The organism is Pacificispira spongiicola (genome assembly GCF_012926505.1).
GTDB classification, from domain to species: Bacteria; Pseudomonadota; Alphaproteobacteria; order UBA8366; family Aestuariispiraceae; genus Pacificispira; species Pacificispira spongiicola.
Genome location: NZ_JABBNT010000005.1, coordinates 300,044 through 315,901 on the forward strand (window position 1 = coordinate 300,044; position 15,858 = coordinate 315,901).

Sequence of the window (15,858 nt, forward strand, 5' to 3'; positions counted from 1 at the left end):
CAGGTCTTCCGAAAACGAAATCCGCGATAAACCTGACGGCCTGTCTATCATCCCTTCCGGAAGTGATAGGATTTCGGGCGGGTCAAATTGTGGAAGCCGATCACCGACAGCGCGCCGCCGCGTCCGGTATCCTTGCAGCCGGTCCAGCAAAGCGCCGGGTCCAGATAATCCGCGCGGTTCATGAAGACCGTGCCGGTTTCGATCCGGTCGCCGATGGCGTCGGCCCGGTCGATATCCGCCGTCCACAGCGACGCGGTCAGGCCGAAATCGCAATCGTTCATCAGGCGGATCGCTTCCTCGTCATCCTTCACCTTCATGATACCGACGACGGGGCCGAAGCTTTCATCGCGCATCACCCGCATGTCGTGCGTCACATCGACCAGGATTTGCGGCATCAGATAGGTACCGCCGTCATCTTCCGGGAACCGCGACGGGTCGATCAGGGCACGAGCCCCCGCCGCCACGGCCTCGCTGGTCTGGGCGCGGACTTCCGCCGCAAACCGTTTGTTCGCCATCGGGCCCAATGTCGTCGCCTCGTCCAGCGGGTTGCCCAACTTATAGGCCTCCGCGAAGACAATCGCCTTGTCGACGAAATCCTCGTACAGGCTTTCGACGACATAGATGCGCTCAATGCCACAGCAGCACTGACCCGCATTGTACATCGCGCCGTCCATCAGCGTATCGACGGCCTTGCCAAGATCCGCGTCTTCCATGACGTAACCGGGGTCTTTACCGCCCAGTTCCAGGCCGACCGCCGTAAAGGTCCCCGCCGCCGCCCGTTCGATGGCGCGACCGCCCCCGACGGACCCGGTGAAGTTGACGAAACCGAAATGCCCGGCCCCGATCAGCGCGCTGGTCGTGTCGTGATCCAGGAACACGTTCTGGAACACGTCTTCCGGCACACCGGCCTCGACAAAGGCGCGGACCATGCGTTCGCCGACCAACAGCGTTTGACTGGCATGTTTCAGGACCACCGTGTTCCCGGCAATCAGGGCCGGGGCGACGGTATTGATCGCCGTCATATAGGGATAGTTCCAGGGCGCGATGACCAAGACCACGCCTTGCGGCACCCGCTTGATCCGCCGGTCGAAGGCCTCGCTGCTTTCGATCACCAGCGGGGCCAGCGCTTCTTCCGCGATCCCGGCCATATAGGAGGCGCGTTCTTTAACGCCGCCGAATTCCCCGCCAAAACGGACCGGGCGGCCCATCATATGCGCCAGTTCCGGCACAATCTCGTCATTCATTTCGCCCAGACGCGCGACCCCCTTCATGACCAAGTCGATCCGCTCCGTCAGCGGACGCGCGGCCCAGTCGGCCTGCGCCGCCTGGGCGCGCGCGACGACGGCATCCGCCTCGGCATTCGTCAGGACGGGGCGTTCAGCGAAAACCGATCCGTCGATCGGGGAGATACAACGAAGCACGTTACTCATTCGATCCATCTTTCTTTTGGGCCTCAGGCTTTTGGGCGTCAGGCCCGTTCAAATCCGCGGGCGATCTCGTAATCGGTCACCACGCCTTCGAAATCCTCGATTTCCCATTCCGCCGCGCGGGCATAGTGGGTCACGACGGCGTCGCCCATCGCGTCCCGCAGCATCTTCGAGTCCAACAGCTTCTCCCGGGCGACATGCAGACTGCGCGGGATTTGGCCTGACTCGCCGGAATAGGCATCGCCGCTGAGCGGCGGAGCCAACGGCATCTTGTCCTCGATCCCCTTGATACCGGCTGCGATCTGCGCCGCCATGGCAAGATAGGGGTTCAGATCGGACCCGCCGATACGGCATTCGACGCGAACCGCCTTGGTACCGTCGCCGCAGAGCCGGAACCCCGCCGTGCGATTGTCCACCGACCAGACCATGCGGGTCGGCGCGAAGGAGCCCTTCTGGAACCGCTTGTAGCTATTGATATAGGGCGCCAGGAAATACGTTATGTCCGGCGCATAGGCGATCAACCCCGCCATGTAATTCTTCATCAAGTCGGACATGCCCAGCTTATCGTCCGCATCGTAGAAGGCGGGCTGTCCGTCGCGCCACAGCGACTGATGCACATGGGTGGAAGACCCGACCTTCCGTTGGTGCCATTTGGCGATGAAGCTGGCCGAATGGCCTTGCTGCCAAGCGATTTCCTTCGTCGCGTGTTTCGCGATCGTATGGTAGTCGGCGGTCAGCAGCGCGGGGCCGTATTTGATATTCAATTCTTCCTGGCCGGCTTCGGCTTCTCCCTTGGTGTTTTCCACGGGAATACCGGCGGCATAGAGATGATTGCGCAACGGGCGCAGAACATGTTCTTCCTTCGTGGTCTGCAGGATATGGTAATCCTCATTATAGCCGCTGATCGGCTCCAGAGGACGATACCCGGATTTCTGCAGTTCGCTCAGGCTCTTCTCGAACAGGAAGAATTCCAGTTCGGTCGCCATCATCGGCGTCAGCCCCATGGCCTCCAGGCGCGCGACCTGACGTTTCAGGATTTCGCGCGGCGAATGCGGCACGGGTTCATGCGTATGATGGTCCAGCACGTCGCACAGAACCAAAACGGTGCCTTCGAGCCACGGCACGGGCCGCAGGGTCGTCAGGTCCGGCTTCATGATGTAATCGCCGTAACCGCGTTCCCAACTGGTGGCTTCGAAGCCTTCCGGCGTCGACATTTCAAGATCGGTGGCGAGAAGATAGTTGCAGCAATGCGTTTCTTCCCAGGCGCTGTTCACGAAATGCGCCGCGTGGAAACGCTTGCCCAGGAGACGCCCTTGCATATCGACGATGCAGGCCAGGACAGTGTCCACCGTGCCGTCGGCAACTTGCGATTTCAGCGTCTCGAAACTCAGAACCACCGGCATTTAAAAACTCCGCTCCGGAAAATGGTGATGTATTGGGGAAGGGTTCCGGCGCACCGAAGCGCACCGGAACCGTCGCCCTTAGGTGTAGCGGTACGGACGTCCCGCCTTTTGCATGTCGGCATTGTATTTTTTGAAGATCTCGACGACCTTCGCCTTCGTCGGGGATTCAGCCGCGATTTCGTCCCAGAAGACAAGCGCTGCTTCTTCGACCGTGGCCCATTCCGCATCCGGAATCGACGTCAGCTTCATTTTCGTGCCGTTGACGCGCAGGCTGGCTTCACCGCCCCAATACCACCACTGACGGTAATAGTGCGACTGATCGCAGCAGACGCGGAACAGGGTCTGCAGGTCTTCCGGCAGCTCGTTCCAACGATCCATATTGGCGAAGAACGATCCCGCCCAGGCGCCGGAGATATTGTTGGTCAGGAAGTAGTTGGTTACGTCCGCCCAACCGACCGTGTAATCTTCGGTGATGCCCGACCAGGCGATCCCGTCGAGTTCGCCGGTCTGCACGGCGACTTCGATATCTTCCCAGGGCAGCGTGACCGGCACGACGCCGAACTGCGCCATGAAACGGCCCGCCGTCGGGAAAGTGAAGACGCGCTTGCCTTCCAGATCCTTCAGGGAGTTGATCGGGTCCTTCGTCGCGAAATGGCACGGATCCCAGGACCCGGCGGAAATGTGCTTCACACCGACCTTGGAATACTCCTCGTCCCAGATTTCATTCAGGCCGTACTGGTTAAACAGGACCGGCACGTCCAGCGAATAGCGCGACGCGAACGGGAAGTAGCCGCCGAAGACGGTGACTTCCGTCGGCGAGGCCATGCTGTCGTCATCCGACTGCACCGCGTCGATCGTGCCGCGCTGCATGGCCCGGAACAATTCGCCCGTCGGGACCAGCTGATCGGCGAAGAACAGCTCGATCTGCATGCGGTCGCCCGCGATCTTGTTGAACATGTCGATAGCGGGTTTCACGACATGCTCGGCAAGGGCCGGACCGGCGTAGGTCTGCATGCGCCATTTGATGGTGGACTGTGCGATTGCCGGCGTCGCCAGCGCAGCCGCCGGTGCCGCCATTGCCGCACCTTTCAGGAATGTACGTCTTGAAGTCATAACCGAACCTCCTCTGTTTCTCAGGTTATTGTAACGATAACGCGGCCCCCTCCCAGGGCTCTTTTATTCTCTGTCACTCGGGTCATTTCCCGTAGACCGTGTCCGGCAGCCAGAGCGCGATCTGCGGGAAAATCATGACGATCGCCAGCGCCAGCGCCATCACGGCGACGAACGGCACGATCGATCGGTATATGTCCCGAAGCCCGATTTCGGGCGGCGCCATGGCGCGCATCAGGAACAGGTTGTAGCCGAAAGGCGGCGTCATATAGGCGATCTGCGTCGTGATCGTGTACAGAACGCCGTACCAGATCAGGTCGAACCCCATGGCGCCGACCAGGGGCACGTAGAGCGGCGCGACGATGACCAGCATCGCGGTGTCATCCAGGAAAGTGCCCATGACGATGAAGCTGAGCTGCATCAGGATCAGGATCATCCAGGGGCTGAGGCCCAATTGTTCGGTAAAAAGATTTTCGATCGCCTTCACCGCGCCTAGCCCGTCGAAGATCGCGCCGAAGCCCAGCGCCGCCAGGATGATCCACATGAACATGCAGGAAATGCCCAGCGTGTTGCGCACCGTGTTCTCGAACACCTTCTTCGTCATGCGCCCCTTCAGAACGGCGGCCAGGAAGGCGACGATGGCCCCAATTGCGGAACTTTCGACCAGCGAGGTCCAGCCGTTGACGAAGGGGATCATCATGGATGCGAAAATGCCGATCGGCAGCATGCCCGCGCGCAGCAGGCGCAGCTTTTCCGACATCGGAATTTGGCGTTCTTCCTTCGGCAGGACTGGCCCCAGTTCCGGCTGGAACCGGCACCGGACATAAATATACAGGATGAACAGCCCGGCCATCATCAGACCCGGAATGACGCCCGCCAGCCACAGTTGTCCCACCGGTTGCCGCGCGATCATGGCATAGAGCACCAACACGACGGAGGGCGGCACCAGGATGCCCAGCGACGATCCCGCCTGAATGACACCCGTTACCATGATCTTGTCATAGCCCCGGCGCAGCAATTCCGGCAGCGCGATGGTCGCACCGATGGCCATCCCCGCAACCGACAATCCGTTCATCGCGGAAATCAGCACCATCAGACCGATCGTCCCGATGGCCAGACCGCCGCGCACCGGCCCCATCCAGACATGGAACATCTTATACAGATCGTCGGCGATCCGGCTTTCCGACAGGACATAGCCCATGAAGATGAACATCGGCAGGGTCAGCAGCGGATACCACTTCATCAACTTCATCGCCGCGGAAAACGGAATATCGACCCCGCCAACGCCCCACAGCAATAAACCCGCGGCGCAGCCGACGAAACCGATGGCCCCGAAGACGCGCTGCCCGGTCATGAGCATCAGCATCATCGAGGAGAACATTAAAATTGCGATCCACTCGTAGGACATCACGCGGTTTCCTCCCCATCGCGGATTCGCTCGATATCCTTAAAGAGCTCGGCCAGCACTTGCAGCAGCATCAAAAACACCCCGGCAACTAGGATCAGCTTCACCGGCCACATGAAGGGCCGCCACGCCGTGGAACTGCGTTCCAGATATCCCATGACTTCCATTGCGGCATCCGGCCCGCCGGTCAGGAACGCCCCGATCAGGTCGGCATAGAACGCATAGGGTTCCGTCCCGAAATATCCCAGCGAATAGGCCATGGACGTCAGGGCCCCCTGCAACAGGACCCCAAGATAAAAAAGCAGGCAGATGACGGAGAAGGAATCGACCCAAGCCTTCACCTTGGGCGACCAACCGCCATAGAACAGGTCCATCCGAACGTTGGAGCCGAGTTGGATCGAATATGGCCCGCCCAGAACATAGTAGGCGACCATCACGAATTGCGCGGTTTCCAGCGTCCACAGGGTCGGGTCGAATAACGTCTTGGAAATCGACGACCACAACAACACGCCCATCAGGATGAAGACGAGATACATCGCGAACCGGCCGATCACGCGATTGACGTGTTCGATCGCCACGATATAGCGCCGCATGAACCCTGCCATACCTCCTCCTTAACCGTTCCGTCCGTCGACGTCGTTCACCAACTCGGTCAACGCCAAATCCTGCAGCGCCGCCGAAAGACGGTCCTGCAAAAGGTCCGTTACGATCTGTTGCCCGGCGGCGCTGTCGATCAGGTCGTTGCGGATCTCGATCATCACATTGACACAGCCCAGCGCCATGCCCAGGGACTGCAATGTATGGGTAACACCGTCTTCCGGCCCATAAGGATCGTTCCGGGACAGGCGGAACGGTCCCAACATCCCCCCGTCCCGCGCCAGGATCGCATCGGCCAGACGCGAGTCGTCGTCATGCAGAATGCCGATCTCCGTTTCCCGCGCCGTTCCGTGATAGACCGGCGTGAAGGAGTGGATGGTTACCAGCACCGGCAACCGGCCGGCCTGACGCCGTGTCTCCAACGCATCACGCACCGCCGCGCGGAACGGGTCGTACACGCCGGAAACGCGCCGCTGCCGCGCAGCCGCATCCAACGCATAATTGCCGGGGATATCGTAAATCTCGCTGCGTTCCGGCATGGCGGAGGCCGCATCCGGCGGGCGATTGCAATCGTAGACGAGGCGGGAAACGCGCGGCGTCACCAAAACGGCGTCCAGTGCCGTCGACAGACCGACAGCGACCGCCCGCGCGCCGGGGTCCCAGGCCGCATGGCTCAACCGCGCGGCATTCGATAGGCCCAAGCCCTGAAATTCCGGCGGGATGAAGTTGGACGCATGCTCGCAGACCAGGACGATATCGGATCGTCCGGTGCGATTGGCACACCAAACCAGGCTCGTATCGATAAGATCGTGCTGGTATACCCCCAACACCCTGCTCCCCTTTTGACCCTTGGCTTCCCAGGGATTTCCCTGGGGCTCCCCGCCTCGGCAACCGTACAAACGGTTTCGCACCCTGTTGTTGCGTCGCACCATCCACGTGGCGCGATCACCTTGAATCCATCATTTCATGGTGATTTTTTTCGTCAAGAACAATTCCGAAAATATAATTTCAAACACGCCATCGACGCGTTACACTTTTGAAAAGGCGCGATTGGTGGAGGCCTTCGGGGGGATACAAGAAAATGCCGGATATAGAATTCGAAACCGTTTCACAGCGAATCCGCGCCCTATTCGAATCCCTGACCCGCGCCGAACGACAGCTCGCCAACCGGATGTTGGAAAACTACCCCGTCTCCAGCATGGGATCGATCACGACGGTGGCGGAGGAAGCGGGCGTTTCCGCCCCTACCGTCGCGCGCATGGCCCGGAAGCTGGGCTTTTCAGGGTTCCCGGATTTACAGGCCGCCCTGCGCCGAGAGTTGGAAGCCGCGATCTCCGACCCGATCACCAAACACGACCATTGGGCCAGCGATGCGGATACGACCCATATCCTCTACCGCTTCACCGAATCGGTGTTGGACAACCTGCGCAATTCGCTGAAACAGATCGATATCGAGGCTTTCGACCGGACCGTATCGTTGCTGTCGGACCGGCGGCATGCGCTGCACATTGTCGGCGGTCGCATCACGCGGTCTCTGGCGGACTACTTCTTCACGCATATGCAGGTCATCCGGCCCGACGTTACACTGGTCGCGTCGAACAGCAATTCCTGGCCGCATTATCTTTTGAATATGCAGGAAGGCGACGTTCTGGTCGTCTTCGATATCCGCCGGTACGAACACAATATCGTCCGGCTGGCGGAAGTCGCACAGTCGCGCGGCGTGTCCGTCGTGCTGATCACCGATCAGTGGGGATCACCGGCATCCAAGCATTCGACGGTCACCTTCAACCTGCGGATCGAGGTGCCGTCGGCCTGGGATTCGTCGGTCGTACCGATGACGCTAGTGGAAAGCTTGATCGCCGCCGTCCAGGCGGATTGCTGGGAAGAAACGAAGGCCCGGATGAAAACACTGGAAGACCTGTTCGATCACACCAAGCTGTTCCGGAAATTTCTTTAATCCCGCGTCAACCCGCGCGTTTCGACCATTCCACGCGTCCTTCCAACAGGACGACGATGCCCGACCCCACGATCATGGACACCAGCGCGGCGAAGCCCGTCAGCGACAGGATGGAGGTCAGCGCAACCCCGGCCCCGACGGAACACCCGCCCGCCAGCACGCCGCCCAATCCCATCAGCACGGCCCCGAAGATATAGCGCAGGGTGCCGCTCTCAGCGTCGAAGACCTTCACCTTGAATTCGCGCTGCAACAGCGCCGCGACCACCGCGCCCAGGAAAACGCCCGGAACCAGGGCAATGGTAAAACCCGGTTCGATACCGGTCTGCGTCAGCCCCATGGTCAGCATGTCGATTGACGGGCGCGTGAAGCTGATCGAATTGATCGGCATCGGTTCAAACGCGAACCGCGACAGGCCCGCATTGATATGCCAGGCATAGGCGATGGCCCCACCGGCCACCAGCGCCGCCAGGCTTGTCAGGATCGGCGCACGAATTTTGAACGCGAACAAGACCGCCAGAACCAGCACCGCCAGACCGATGCCAAGGCCCATCCCGTCAGGACCGAACAGCGCCAGATGCAGCGACGACGGCGGAACGACCCACAATTCCCAAATCCACTGACGCAGGGGCGCTAAAAGCCCCGTAAAACTGGCCGTCGCCACCGCGGCGAAGATCATGCCGGTCACAATCGCCCGGACATTGCCGGTCGCGCCAAGGATCACCATGCGGCTGACGCAGCCCCGCGCCAGCGTCATGCCGATCCCGAAAATGACCCCGCCGATCACCGCGCCGGACAGAGATGCCGGATTGGAGAGTTGCGTCAGTTCCTGCGCCGACAGTTCGTCGGTGACGAACAGATACTGGCTTCCCGCGAGGGCGGCGGCGAATGCGAGAAGCCAGACGACCGTCCGTTGGCCCGGTCGGAACTGCCAAAGTTCGATACACGCACTGCGCAGGCAGAAGCGGCTATAGGCGGCGACGAAGCCGAAGATCGCGCCAATGCCCAGCCCGATGATCCCGCTTTTCGCGAAATCGCTGATGTCGTTCGACGTCAAGAAAGCTTCCATGGCGCTGATATCTCCTTGCAGACCGCCTGTCGCACCCGCCGACCTCCGGGGCGCGATAAAATCCACAAAGAGATATCGTCTTTCAAGAATATTTCCACTTAATTTGCGTTATTTTTTCTTGTGAACGCATTCTTGCCGCAAAACCGTGTGAAATCAGGCCGATTGACGGTCGAACAGGAAAATGGCGATACCCGCCCCAATCCACATGGCGAACAGCGCGATCCAGGCCGTCAGAGAGAGAACGGCCCCGCCGGTAACCCCGGCCCCGACGGCACAGCCGCCGGCCAGCATACCGCCGAACCCCATCAGCGGCGCGCCAATCAGATAGCGCACCATCCCGGTTTCCCGATCGAATGCCTGAATGCGGAACTCACCGGTCGTCACGGCGGCGATCCACGCCCCCACGAACACGCCGGGGACGAGGCCGATGCTGAAGCTGGGAACAATCGACGGCGTGGCGATCAAGGCCATCAGCGTGTCGGCGGACGGGCCGGTGAAACTGACGCTGCCGACCGGGACCGGGTCGAAAGACACCCGCGCCAGCGCCGCCGTGAAGGCCCAGCCCAGCGCCACGCTGCCTCCTACCAAAATGCCGGTAAGCGCCATGACGCCCCCGATTTTTTGCCGCCGGGAGATGACAAGCGCGACGGCCACAATCGCCGCCCCGGCGATCACCCCTGCATTCGGCGAAAAGATCATGGTCAGGTCGCGTTCCGACGGTGACAGAACGGACAGACCGGACAGCCATAGACGCAGGGGCGACAGAATGCCGGTCAGACTGGCCTGCGCCACAACGGTGACGATCAGCCCGGCGACCAGCGCCCGCATATTACCGGTCCCGCTCAATACAAGCAGGCGACTGGCGCAGCCGCGCGCCAGGATCATACCGATCCCGAACATCACCCCGCCAATAACCGCGCCGGACAAGGTGCCGGCGGTGGAAAGCTGGCGAACCTCCGTCGCGGACAAGTGACCGGACCGGAACAAAAGCTGCGTCAGAAACAGCGCCGCCCCGAAGGTCAGCAGCCAGACGGCGAATTGCCGACCCGGCTGCAGGCGCCAAAATTCGATACAGGCACTGCGCAGGCAGAACCGGCTGCGCACCGCGCAATATCCGAATAGCACCCCGACGACGATACCGCCCAAGCCGGCTTTCGTCAGATCGGACACCTCATTGGATGCCAGCAAGCTTTCCATCTCGCCCCCTACCGCCGAATTTCGATGTCGTGCCTTTTCCCTTTGGCCCAGCGGATTTCGAAAGAATCGCAGAATGCGCCGGACTTTACATTCTAATTTTTAGATGCGACGGTTTGACACAGAAAACCGGCAATCAAACGACCGGCTTCGACAAGGAGAGGAAAGCCATGGAGCTTTCGGCCACGACGCTCGCGATCCTATGCGGGTTTCTCGGTGGGTTTGCATTGGGCGTCGCCGCCCGGTGGGGCCGGTTCTGTACCTTGGGCGCGATCGAGGATTCGCTTTATGGCGGCGACAACAGGCGCTTACGCTCCTGGGCGGTCGCCATCGGCACCGCGGTTCTGCTGGTCCATCTGTTATGGTGGAACGGGCTGATCGACCTACGGGACAGCTTTTACATCACCTCCCCGCTCAGCCTGATCGGCATCGCCGTGGGCGGCACCTTGTTCGGCATCGGTATGGCGCTGACCGGAACCTGTGCTTATGGCGTCCTTGCCAGGGTCGGCGGCGGCGATCTGAAGGCCATGGTCGTCTTCATGGTCATCGGTGTCTGCGCCTATGCCACGCTGTCCGGCATTTTTGCGCCGATCCGCATTTGGCTCGAATCCTTCGCGCTGCCGCTCAACGAAATCGGCGGTCAGCATATCGGTCTGCTGCTCAGCGCGTTGACGGGCCACAACATCGTCCCGGCCAGCATCCTGATCACCGTCGGGGCCCTGTATTATTGGAGCTTCAAGGATGCGTCGTTTCGCAGATCGGCGAAACATCTGGTCTCCGGCCTAACCGTCGGTATCGTTATCGCGCTCGGCTGGACCGTGACATCCATCTTGCGCGACTACAGCTTCGATCCAGTCGCCTTCCAATCCTACACTTTCGTCGCACCATCCGGGCGCACGCTGGTGTATTTCATGACCTATATGAGTTCCGCCGCCGATTTCGGGATCGGCACGGTCGTCGGCGTGGTTGTCGGCGCCTTGGTCACCACCCTGATCCAGCACCGCTTCCACTGGGAAGCCTGCGACGATGTCCGGGAATTGCGCAGACACATGATCGGCGGCGCCTTCATGGGCGTCGGCGGGATCCTTGCGCTGGGCTGCTCCGTCGGACAGGCCTTGTCGGCCGCATCCTGTTTCGCGCTGTCGGCCCCGATCGCGATCGCCGCCATGGTGTTCGGGGCGCGGTTGGGTCTGGTTTATCTGGTGGAAGGCCGTATCGGGCTCCCCTTCCTGGGAAGCCGAACCGGTTAGGGCTTCGCCTTATCCCGGCAGAACCGGTCATAAAGGATGCGGATGATCTCTTCCGCGTCGCTGCCGGACAGGCTGTAGAAAATCTGTTTCCCCTCGCGCCGCGTGGTGACCAGATTGTCTTCGCGCAGGCGGCTCAATTGCTGGGAAACGGCCGCTTGCCGTTCCGACAGCAGGCGTTCCAACTCACCGACGCTACGCTCCCCATCGGCCAGCCAGCACAGAATCTTCAGCCGGGCCGGATGTGCCAGCGCCTTCAGAAAAGCCGCCGCCTCCGCCGCGCCTTCGATGGATTCGTCCATGACCAAAGGATCATTATCCTGCGGCTCCGTGGCAAGTTCCGCCATCGATCAGATTGTCCTATAAAACTCGTAAGATTGATAATGCGTAGCATTCAAACCGGGATTCGTCTAGGCAACGCGACGCGTTTATGACAATCCCGGTCCGAAGGCCACCGTTTCTTTTAGAACTCCAATTCCATCGCCAGAGACTCCAGGCCCTCCTTGGCGCATTCATGGTCCATGGCCCCGCCCGGCGCCCCGGAAACCCCGATGCCGCCCAGCACGCTGCCCTGTGCCTCAACCACGATACCGCCGCCGAGAACCAGCGCATTCGTAATCTGCCGCAAACCGTACCCGTCGCTGTCCGGCCCCGTCGTCCCGGTCAGGTCCTGCGTATCCGTACGGAAGCTGACCGCCGTCCAGGCCTTTCGCGTCGCCGTGTCCGGTGTATGTGCCCCGGCGATCCGATCCCGCAGCAGAACCTGGGGAATGCCGAAGCGGTCGACGACCGCAACGGCAACCTGATACCCCTTCGCCCGGCAGGCCTCCAACGTCGCCTGCGCCAGGGACAGCGCCATTTCCGGCGTCATCACCTTCACTTCGTAAACGGCATCCTGCGCCGAGGCGACGCCGCCGCCGAAGGTAATCCCGGCACCCATCAGTGTACCGGCGACCATGCCCGCTAGTGTGTTCCTGATCCGCATGATGTCCTCCCTTTCGAATTTTGATTTCGGGCTTCTTTATAACGTCTTATTGGGGAAGTTTCCCGACCATTTCCGTTATCATCGGCCAGATGAAATGCTCCCCCGGATAGCCGCGCAGCCGCGCGATCTCTTCGCCATCTTCCACCAGAATGAAGGTCGGGGTCAGCCGTTCCGGCGTTATATCCTTCAGGTCCTCAGGCCAGGCGGCATCGGAATCGACCCGGCGCAGCGGGGCGCGCCGCCCTTCTTCCGTCTTGTTCCAGATCGGCACGACAGTTGTGTCGACCACCTTGCACCATGGACAGCCGTCGCGTTGGACATAGATCATTTCCGCAGCACTTCCGCTGGACGCAACGCCCTGAAGCAATAGAAAGCACATAGCCGCCATGGCGCCTGACACGATCGCCCACAGATGGATTTTTCGGTTCATGACGACGCTTTCAGATTGAAACATATTTAAATTTTTGCATATATTTGCAACTGTATCAAGGGAAGCCCGACGCCCCGCAAGGCGGATATAAAACGCGGATATAGAACGACCGGGCCGAAAGGAAACGTTGAATGCTAGATGTCGGGTACGGGGCCGCATTGCTGGCCGGATTGCTTTCATTCGTATCACCCTGCGTGCTGCCCATTGTGCCGCCCTATCTCGCCTATCTGGCGGGGATCAGCTTCGAAGAATTGCGCGACGAGGACGGTACGACGTCTGCCGCACGCCGTCTCGTGCCGATCGCCATGGCCTTCGTCGGCGGGTTCACCGTGGTCTTCGTCTCGCTCGGCGCCGGGGCCAGTATCATCGGCCAGACCATCGCGCAGTATTTCGATATCCTGTCGATCATCGCCGGCGTCGTCATCCTGATTATGGGCCTGCATTTCCTGGGTATTTTCAGGATTTCGCTGCTATATCGCGAAGCACGGGTGCAGGTCGACCGCAAGCCGCCGGGCATGATCGGCGCCTTCGTCATGGGGCTGGCCTTCGCCTTCGGTTGGACGCCCTGTGTCGGTCCGGTCCTGGCCGCGATCCTGTTCGTTGCCGGGTCCAGCGATACCGTCTGGCGCGGTGCGGGACTGCTGGCTGTCTATTCCATCGGGATCGGCGTCCCCTTCATCCTCGCCGCCGCCTTTGCCAGCCGCTTCCTGGGCTGGGCCGCGCGCTTCAAACGGCATATGCACAAGGTCGAAATGGTTATGGGCGCATTGCTGGTCCTGACCGGAATTCTATTTATGACCGGGCAGATGAAGGAGATTTCTTTCTGGTTGCTCGAAACCTTTCCGATATTTTCCGAAATCGGCTAACGGAGGTCCCTATGAAACATGCTCTGAAAATCGTACTCGCCTGCTGGCTTTCGATATTCGCCGTTCCGGCTCTGGCGGAAGTCGGTGAGGACGGCCTGCACAAGGAAGACTGGTTTTCGTTGACCTTCAAGGACATCCGCGAAGACATCGATTCAGCGCGTGAGGAAGGAAAACGCCTCGCCCTCGTCTTCGAACAGCGCGGCTGCATCTACTGCAAGAAGATGCATGAGGAATTACTGACCGATCCGGAAGTCCGCGACTACATCAAGGCGAACTACAAGATCGTTCAATACAACATGTTCGGCGACGAGGAAGTGACCGATCTGGATGGCGAGGTTTTGACGGAAAAGACCGCCGCCCGCAAATGGGGCGTTCTGTTCACGCCGACGATCCTGTTCATGCCGGAAACCGCCCCTGAAGACGGCACCGTCGTACAGGCCGCCGTGTCCACCATGCCCGGCGCCTTCGGCAAGTGGACCTTCCTGAACATGTTCCGCTGGGTTCACGACAAGGGTTACGAAACCGACGAGCATTTCCAGAAGTATCATGCCCGCGTGATCGAAGAATTGCGGGCGTCCGGACGTCTGGATGCGGAGTAACGAAACCGTCGTGAACCGGCTTGATCGATCGCTTTGGGAACAAAACATTCAATGTTTGATATATAAACCTTGTTCCCCGAGAGATTCAGGAATAGGCTCGACAAAATTGCGGGGATTTCGGAACACGCGCGACAAAGTGCGAGCAATTCGATACGAGACACCGTAAGAACGAAGAATGACGACCTGATCGGATCGTTTCCAAACACTAGGAACGGCCGCAACAGGAAGGAACGAGGAGGAGGAGACAGTCCGATGAAGACCGGCAGCGCATTTTTTCTATCCGGCGCCATGGCCCTTGCCGCAGTGACCTTTGCAGGTACCGCCAATGCGGCGGATACGGCCCCGAACGACGTGGCATTCAACGAGATGCAGGTCAGCGAGTCGCTGACCGGTATGCCGGGCGATCCGGCAGCGGGGGCGGATGCCTTCAAGAACCGTAAGCTCGGCAACTGTTTGGCCTGCCATACGACGACGGCCATGGAATCAGAGCTGTTCCACGGCAATGTCGGTCCGGACCTGGACGGCGCGGGATCGCGCTGGACCGAGGCGCAGCTGCGCGCCATCGTCGTCGATGCGAAACAGGTCTTCGGGCCGGATTCCCGGATGCCCGGTTTCTATTCGCTGCATGTCGGCAAGAACGTGGCGGAAAAGTTCCACGGCAAGACGATCCTGTCGGCGCAGGATGTCGAAAACATCGTCGCCTTCCTGGTGACGCTCAAAGACGAATAAACCCGAAGCCTTTTAAGTGAGGAGACATCTTATGACGCTTACCCGTCGTCAGGCCCTGGTTGCCGGTGCAGGCGCAGTCGTCGCGACCGCCCTTCCCTTCGGCATGCCGGCCTTTGCGTCCGAAGAGGACACGCAGAAGCACATAATGGAATTCACCGGCGGCAAAACGCCCGAAGCGGGCAAGATCACCCTGGACGCGCCGGAGATCGCGGAAAACGGCAACACCGTTCCGATCGGCGTTACGGTCGACAGCCCGATGACCGCCGATTCCTATGTCGAGTCCGTCATTCTGCTGGCCGACGGCAACCCGTCTCCGGGCGTCGCCACCTTCAACTTCACCCCGATGAGCGGCACGGCCGCCGCCACGACCCGCATGCGTCTGGCCAAAACCCAGAACGTCGTCGCCGTCGCGAAGATGAACGACGGATCGGTGTTCATGGATCAGAAGCAAATTAAGGTCACCATCGGCGGCTGCGGCGGCTGACGGACGGCAGGAGAGAAAAAATGTCTACACCCAAACCCCGCGTGAAGCTGCCGAAGTCGGCGGCGAAAGACGAAATCATCACGATCAAGACGCTGATCAGCCACGACATGGAATCGGGTCAGCGGAAGGATAAGGACGGCAACGCCATTCCGCGCAAGATCCTCAATACCTTTACCTGCGAATTCAACGGTCAGGCGGTATTTTCCTGCAACATGGAACCGGCAATTTCCGCGAACCCGTATTTCGAATTCAATGCGCGCGTTCCGGAAAGCGGCACGTTCAAATTTAGCTGGGTCGACGATGACGGCACCGTCATCACCCACGAGCAGGATATCGAGGTCAAATAAAACCAATCCGCC

General features: G+C 60.3%; 18 protein-coding genes. 7 read left to right on the top strand and 11 right to left on the bottom strand.

Annotation, left to right across the window (positions count from 1 at the left end; genetic code table 11):
- Nucleotides 1-47 precede the first annotated feature (47 nt).
- The 6 genes from HH303_RS17270 to HH303_RS17295 all read right to left on the bottom strand — a co-directional run bounded on the left by HH303_RS17270 (nt 48) and on the right by HH303_RS17295 (nt 6,772).
- Nucleotides 48-1,430 (bottom strand): aldehyde dehydrogenase family protein, encoded by a 1,383-nt coding sequence (locus HH303_RS17270; protein WP_169626613.1) that lies wholly within the window; start codon nt 1,428-1,430, stop codon nt 48-50.
- 38 nt (nt 1,431-1,468) lie between these two features.
- Nucleotides 1,469-2,830: a glutamine synthetase family protein gene (locus HH303_RS17275; RefSeq protein ID WP_169626614.1), complete on the bottom strand. Its 1,362-nt coding sequence runs from the start codon at nt 2,828-2,830 to the stop codon at nt 1,469-1,471.
- A 78-nt stretch (nt 2,831-2,908) separates the two neighbouring features.
- Entirely contained in the window at nt 2,909-3,943 is a 1,035-nt protein-coding gene (locus HH303_RS17280; protein WP_169626615.1) for a TRAP transporter substrate-binding protein, read from the bottom strand.
- 82 nt (nt 3,944-4,025) lie between these two features.
- Nucleotides 4,026-5,348 (bottom strand): TRAP transporter large permease, encoded by a 1,323-nt coding sequence (locus tag HH303_RS17285; protein ID WP_169626616.1) that lies wholly within the window; start codon nt 5,346-5,348, stop codon nt 4,026-4,028.
- Nucleotides 5,348-5,950 (bottom strand): TRAP transporter small permease subunit, encoded by a 603-nt coding sequence (locus HH303_RS17290; RefSeq protein WP_169626617.1) that lies wholly within the window; start codon nt 5,948-5,950, stop codon nt 5,348-5,350. The genes HH303_RS17285 and HH303_RS17290 overlap by 1 nt, the downstream gene beginning before the upstream one ends.
- A gap of 9 nt (nt 5,951-5,959) precedes the next feature.
- Nucleotides 5,960-6,772 carry an N-formylglutamate amidohydrolase gene (locus tag HH303_RS17295; RefSeq protein WP_319637449.1) on the bottom strand — a complete coding sequence of 271 codons (813 nt, stop codon included), beginning with the start codon at nt 6,770-6,772 and terminating at the stop codon, nt 5,960-5,962.
- A 251-nt stretch (nt 6,773-7,023) separates the two neighbouring features.
- On the opposite strand from HH303_RS17295, the gene HH303_RS17300 reads away from it, so the two are divergent.
- A complete protein-coding gene (locus HH303_RS17300; RefSeq protein ID WP_169626619.1) occupies nt 7,024-7,899 on the top strand; it encodes a MurR/RpiR family transcriptional regulator in 876 nt (291 codons plus the stop codon).
- Nucleotides 7,900-7,906: 7 nt separating this feature from the next.
- On the opposite strand, the gene HH303_RS17305 is transcribed toward HH303_RS17300, so the two are convergent.
- Both HH303_RS17305 and HH303_RS17310 read right to left on the bottom strand, forming a co-directional pair.
- The gene (locus HH303_RS17305; protein ID WP_169626620.1) at nt 7,907-8,965 is read right to left on the bottom strand and encodes a YeeE/YedE family protein; all 1,059 of its coding nucleotides are present in this window, start codon (nt 8,963-8,965) and stop codon (nt 7,907-7,909) included.
- 153 nt (nt 8,966-9,118) lie between these two features.
- Complete coding sequence (locus tag HH303_RS17310; RefSeq protein WP_169626621.1) at nt 9,119-10,162, bottom strand: YeeE/YedE family protein; 1,044 nt, start codon at nt 10,160-10,162, stop codon at nt 9,119-9,121.
- Nucleotides 10,163-10,329: 167 nt separating this feature from the next.
- Between HH303_RS17310 and HH303_RS17315 the strand changes: the two genes are divergently transcribed.
- Complete coding sequence (locus tag HH303_RS17315; RefSeq protein ID WP_169626622.1) at nt 10,330-11,409, top strand: YeeE/YedE family protein; 1,080 nt, start codon at nt 10,330-10,332, stop codon at nt 11,407-11,409.
- Here the strand turns inward: HH303_RS17315 and HH303_RS17320 are convergent.
- The 3 genes from HH303_RS17320 to HH303_RS17330 form a co-directional block, all read right to left on the bottom strand.
- The gene (locus HH303_RS17320; RefSeq protein WP_169626623.1) at nt 11,406-11,753 is read right to left on the bottom strand and encodes an ArsR/SmtB family transcription factor; all 348 of its coding nucleotides are present in this window, start codon (nt 11,751-11,753) and stop codon (nt 11,406-11,408) included. The genes HH303_RS17315 and HH303_RS17320 overlap by 4 nt on opposite strands.
- A 116-nt stretch (nt 11,754-11,869) precedes the next feature.
- The gene (locus HH303_RS17325) at nt 11,870-12,391 is read right to left on the bottom strand and encodes a GlcG/HbpS family heme-binding protein (RefSeq protein WP_227421899.1); all 522 of its coding nucleotides are present in this window, start codon (nt 12,389-12,391) and stop codon (nt 11,870-11,872) included.
- Between the two features lie 46 nt (nt 12,392-12,437).
- Complete coding sequence (locus HH303_RS17330) at nt 12,438-12,821, bottom strand: thioredoxin domain-containing protein (RefSeq protein WP_227421900.1); 384 nt, start codon at nt 12,819-12,821, stop codon at nt 12,438-12,440.
- Nucleotides 12,822-12,952: 131 nt separating this feature from the next.
- On the opposite strand from HH303_RS17330, the gene HH303_RS17335 reads away from it, so the two are divergent.
- From HH303_RS17335 to soxZ, 5 genes are all read left to right on the top strand, one after another.
- Nucleotides 12,953-13,687, top strand: a complete 735-nt coding sequence (locus HH303_RS17335; RefSeq protein WP_169626624.1) for a cytochrome c biogenesis CcdA family protein — start codon at nt 12,953-12,955, stop codon at nt 13,685-13,687.
- Between the two features lie 11 nt (nt 13,688-13,698).
- Entirely contained in the window at nt 13,699-14,286 is a 588-nt protein-coding gene (locus HH303_RS17340) for a thioredoxin family protein (protein WP_169626625.1), read from the top strand.
- A gap of 252 nt (nt 14,287-14,538) precedes the next feature.
- On the top strand, nt 14,539-15,015 hold the full coding sequence (gene soxX / locus HH303_RS17345; RefSeq protein ID WP_169626626.1) for a sulfur oxidation c-type cytochrome SoxX: 477 nt from the start codon (nt 14,539-14,541) through the stop codon (nt 15,013-15,015).
- 31 nt (nt 15,016-15,046) lie between these two features.
- Nucleotides 15,047-15,499, top strand: coding sequence for a thiosulfate oxidation carrier protein SoxY (gene soxY, locus HH303_RS17350; protein WP_169626627.1), 453 nt, complete (start codon nt 15,047-15,049; stop codon nt 15,497-15,499).
- Nucleotides 15,500-15,519: 20 nt separating this feature from the next.
- Complete coding sequence (soxZ, locus tag HH303_RS17355; RefSeq protein ID WP_169626628.1) at nt 15,520-15,846, top strand: thiosulfate oxidation carrier complex protein SoxZ; 327 nt, start codon at nt 15,520-15,522, stop codon at nt 15,844-15,846.
- Nucleotides 15,847-15,858: the final 12 nt, after the last annotated feature.

Excerpts from the sequence above, each read along its gene's own strand:
- HH303_RS17270 (WP_169626613.1), bottom strand. The coding sequence starts at position 1,430 with ATGAGTAACGTGCTTCGTTGTATCTCCCCGATCGACGGATCGGTTTTC.
- HH303_RS17275 (WP_169626614.1), bottom strand. The coding sequence starts at position 2,830 with ATGCCGGTGGTTCTGAGTTTCGAGACGCTGAAATCGCAAGTTGCCGAC.
- HH303_RS17280 (WP_169626615.1), bottom strand. The coding sequence starts at position 3,943 with ATGACTTCAAGACGTACATTCCTGAAAGGTGCGGCAATGGCGGCACCG.
- HH303_RS17285 (WP_169626616.1), bottom strand. The coding sequence starts at position 5,348 with ATGTCCTACGAGTGGATCGCAATTTTAATGTTCTCCTCGATGATGCTG.
- HH303_RS17290 (WP_169626617.1), bottom strand. The coding sequence starts at position 5,950 with ATGGCAGGGTTCATGCGGCGCTATATCGTGGCGATCGAACACGTCAAT.
- HH303_RS17300 (WP_169626619.1), top strand. The coding sequence starts at position 7,024 with ATGCCGGATATAGAATTCGAAACCGTTTCACAGCGAATCCGCGCCCTA.
- HH303_RS17305 (WP_169626620.1), bottom strand. The coding sequence starts at position 8,965 with ATGGAAGCTTTCTTGACGTCGAACGACATCAGCGATTTCGCGAAAAGC.
- HH303_RS17310 (WP_169626621.1), bottom strand. The coding sequence starts at position 10,162 with ATGGAAAGCTTGCTGGCATCCAATGAGGTGTCCGATCTGACGAAAGCC.
- HH303_RS17315 (WP_169626622.1), top strand. The coding sequence starts at position 10,330 with ATGGAGCTTTCGGCCACGACGCTCGCGATCCTATGCGGGTTTCTCGGT.
- HH303_RS17320 (WP_169626623.1), bottom strand. The coding sequence starts at position 11,753 with ATGGCGGAACTTGCCACGGAGCCGCAGGATAATGATCCTTTGGTCATG.
- HH303_RS17325 (WP_227421899.1), bottom strand. The coding sequence starts at position 12,391 with ATGCGGATCAGGAACACACTAGCGGGCATGGTCGCCGGTACACTGATG.
- HH303_RS17330 (WP_227421900.1), bottom strand. The coding sequence starts at position 12,821 with ATGAACCGAAAAATCCATCTGTGGGCGATCGTGTCAGGCGCCATGGCG.
- HH303_RS17335 (WP_169626624.1), top strand. The coding sequence starts at position 12,953 with ATGCTAGATGTCGGGTACGGGGCCGCATTGCTGGCCGGATTGCTTTCA.
- HH303_RS17340 (WP_169626625.1), top strand. The coding sequence starts at position 13,699 with ATGAAACATGCTCTGAAAATCGTACTCGCCTGCTGGCTTTCGATATTC.
- soxX (WP_169626626.1), top strand. The coding sequence starts at position 14,539 with ATGAAGACCGGCAGCGCATTTTTTCTATCCGGCGCCATGGCCCTTGCC.
- soxY (WP_169626627.1), top strand. The coding sequence starts at position 15,047 with ATGACGCTTACCCGTCGTCAGGCCCTGGTTGCCGGTGCAGGCGCAGTC.
- soxZ (WP_169626628.1), top strand. The coding sequence starts at position 15,520 with ATGTCTACACCCAAACCCCGCGTGAAGCTGCCGAAGTCGGCGGCGAAA.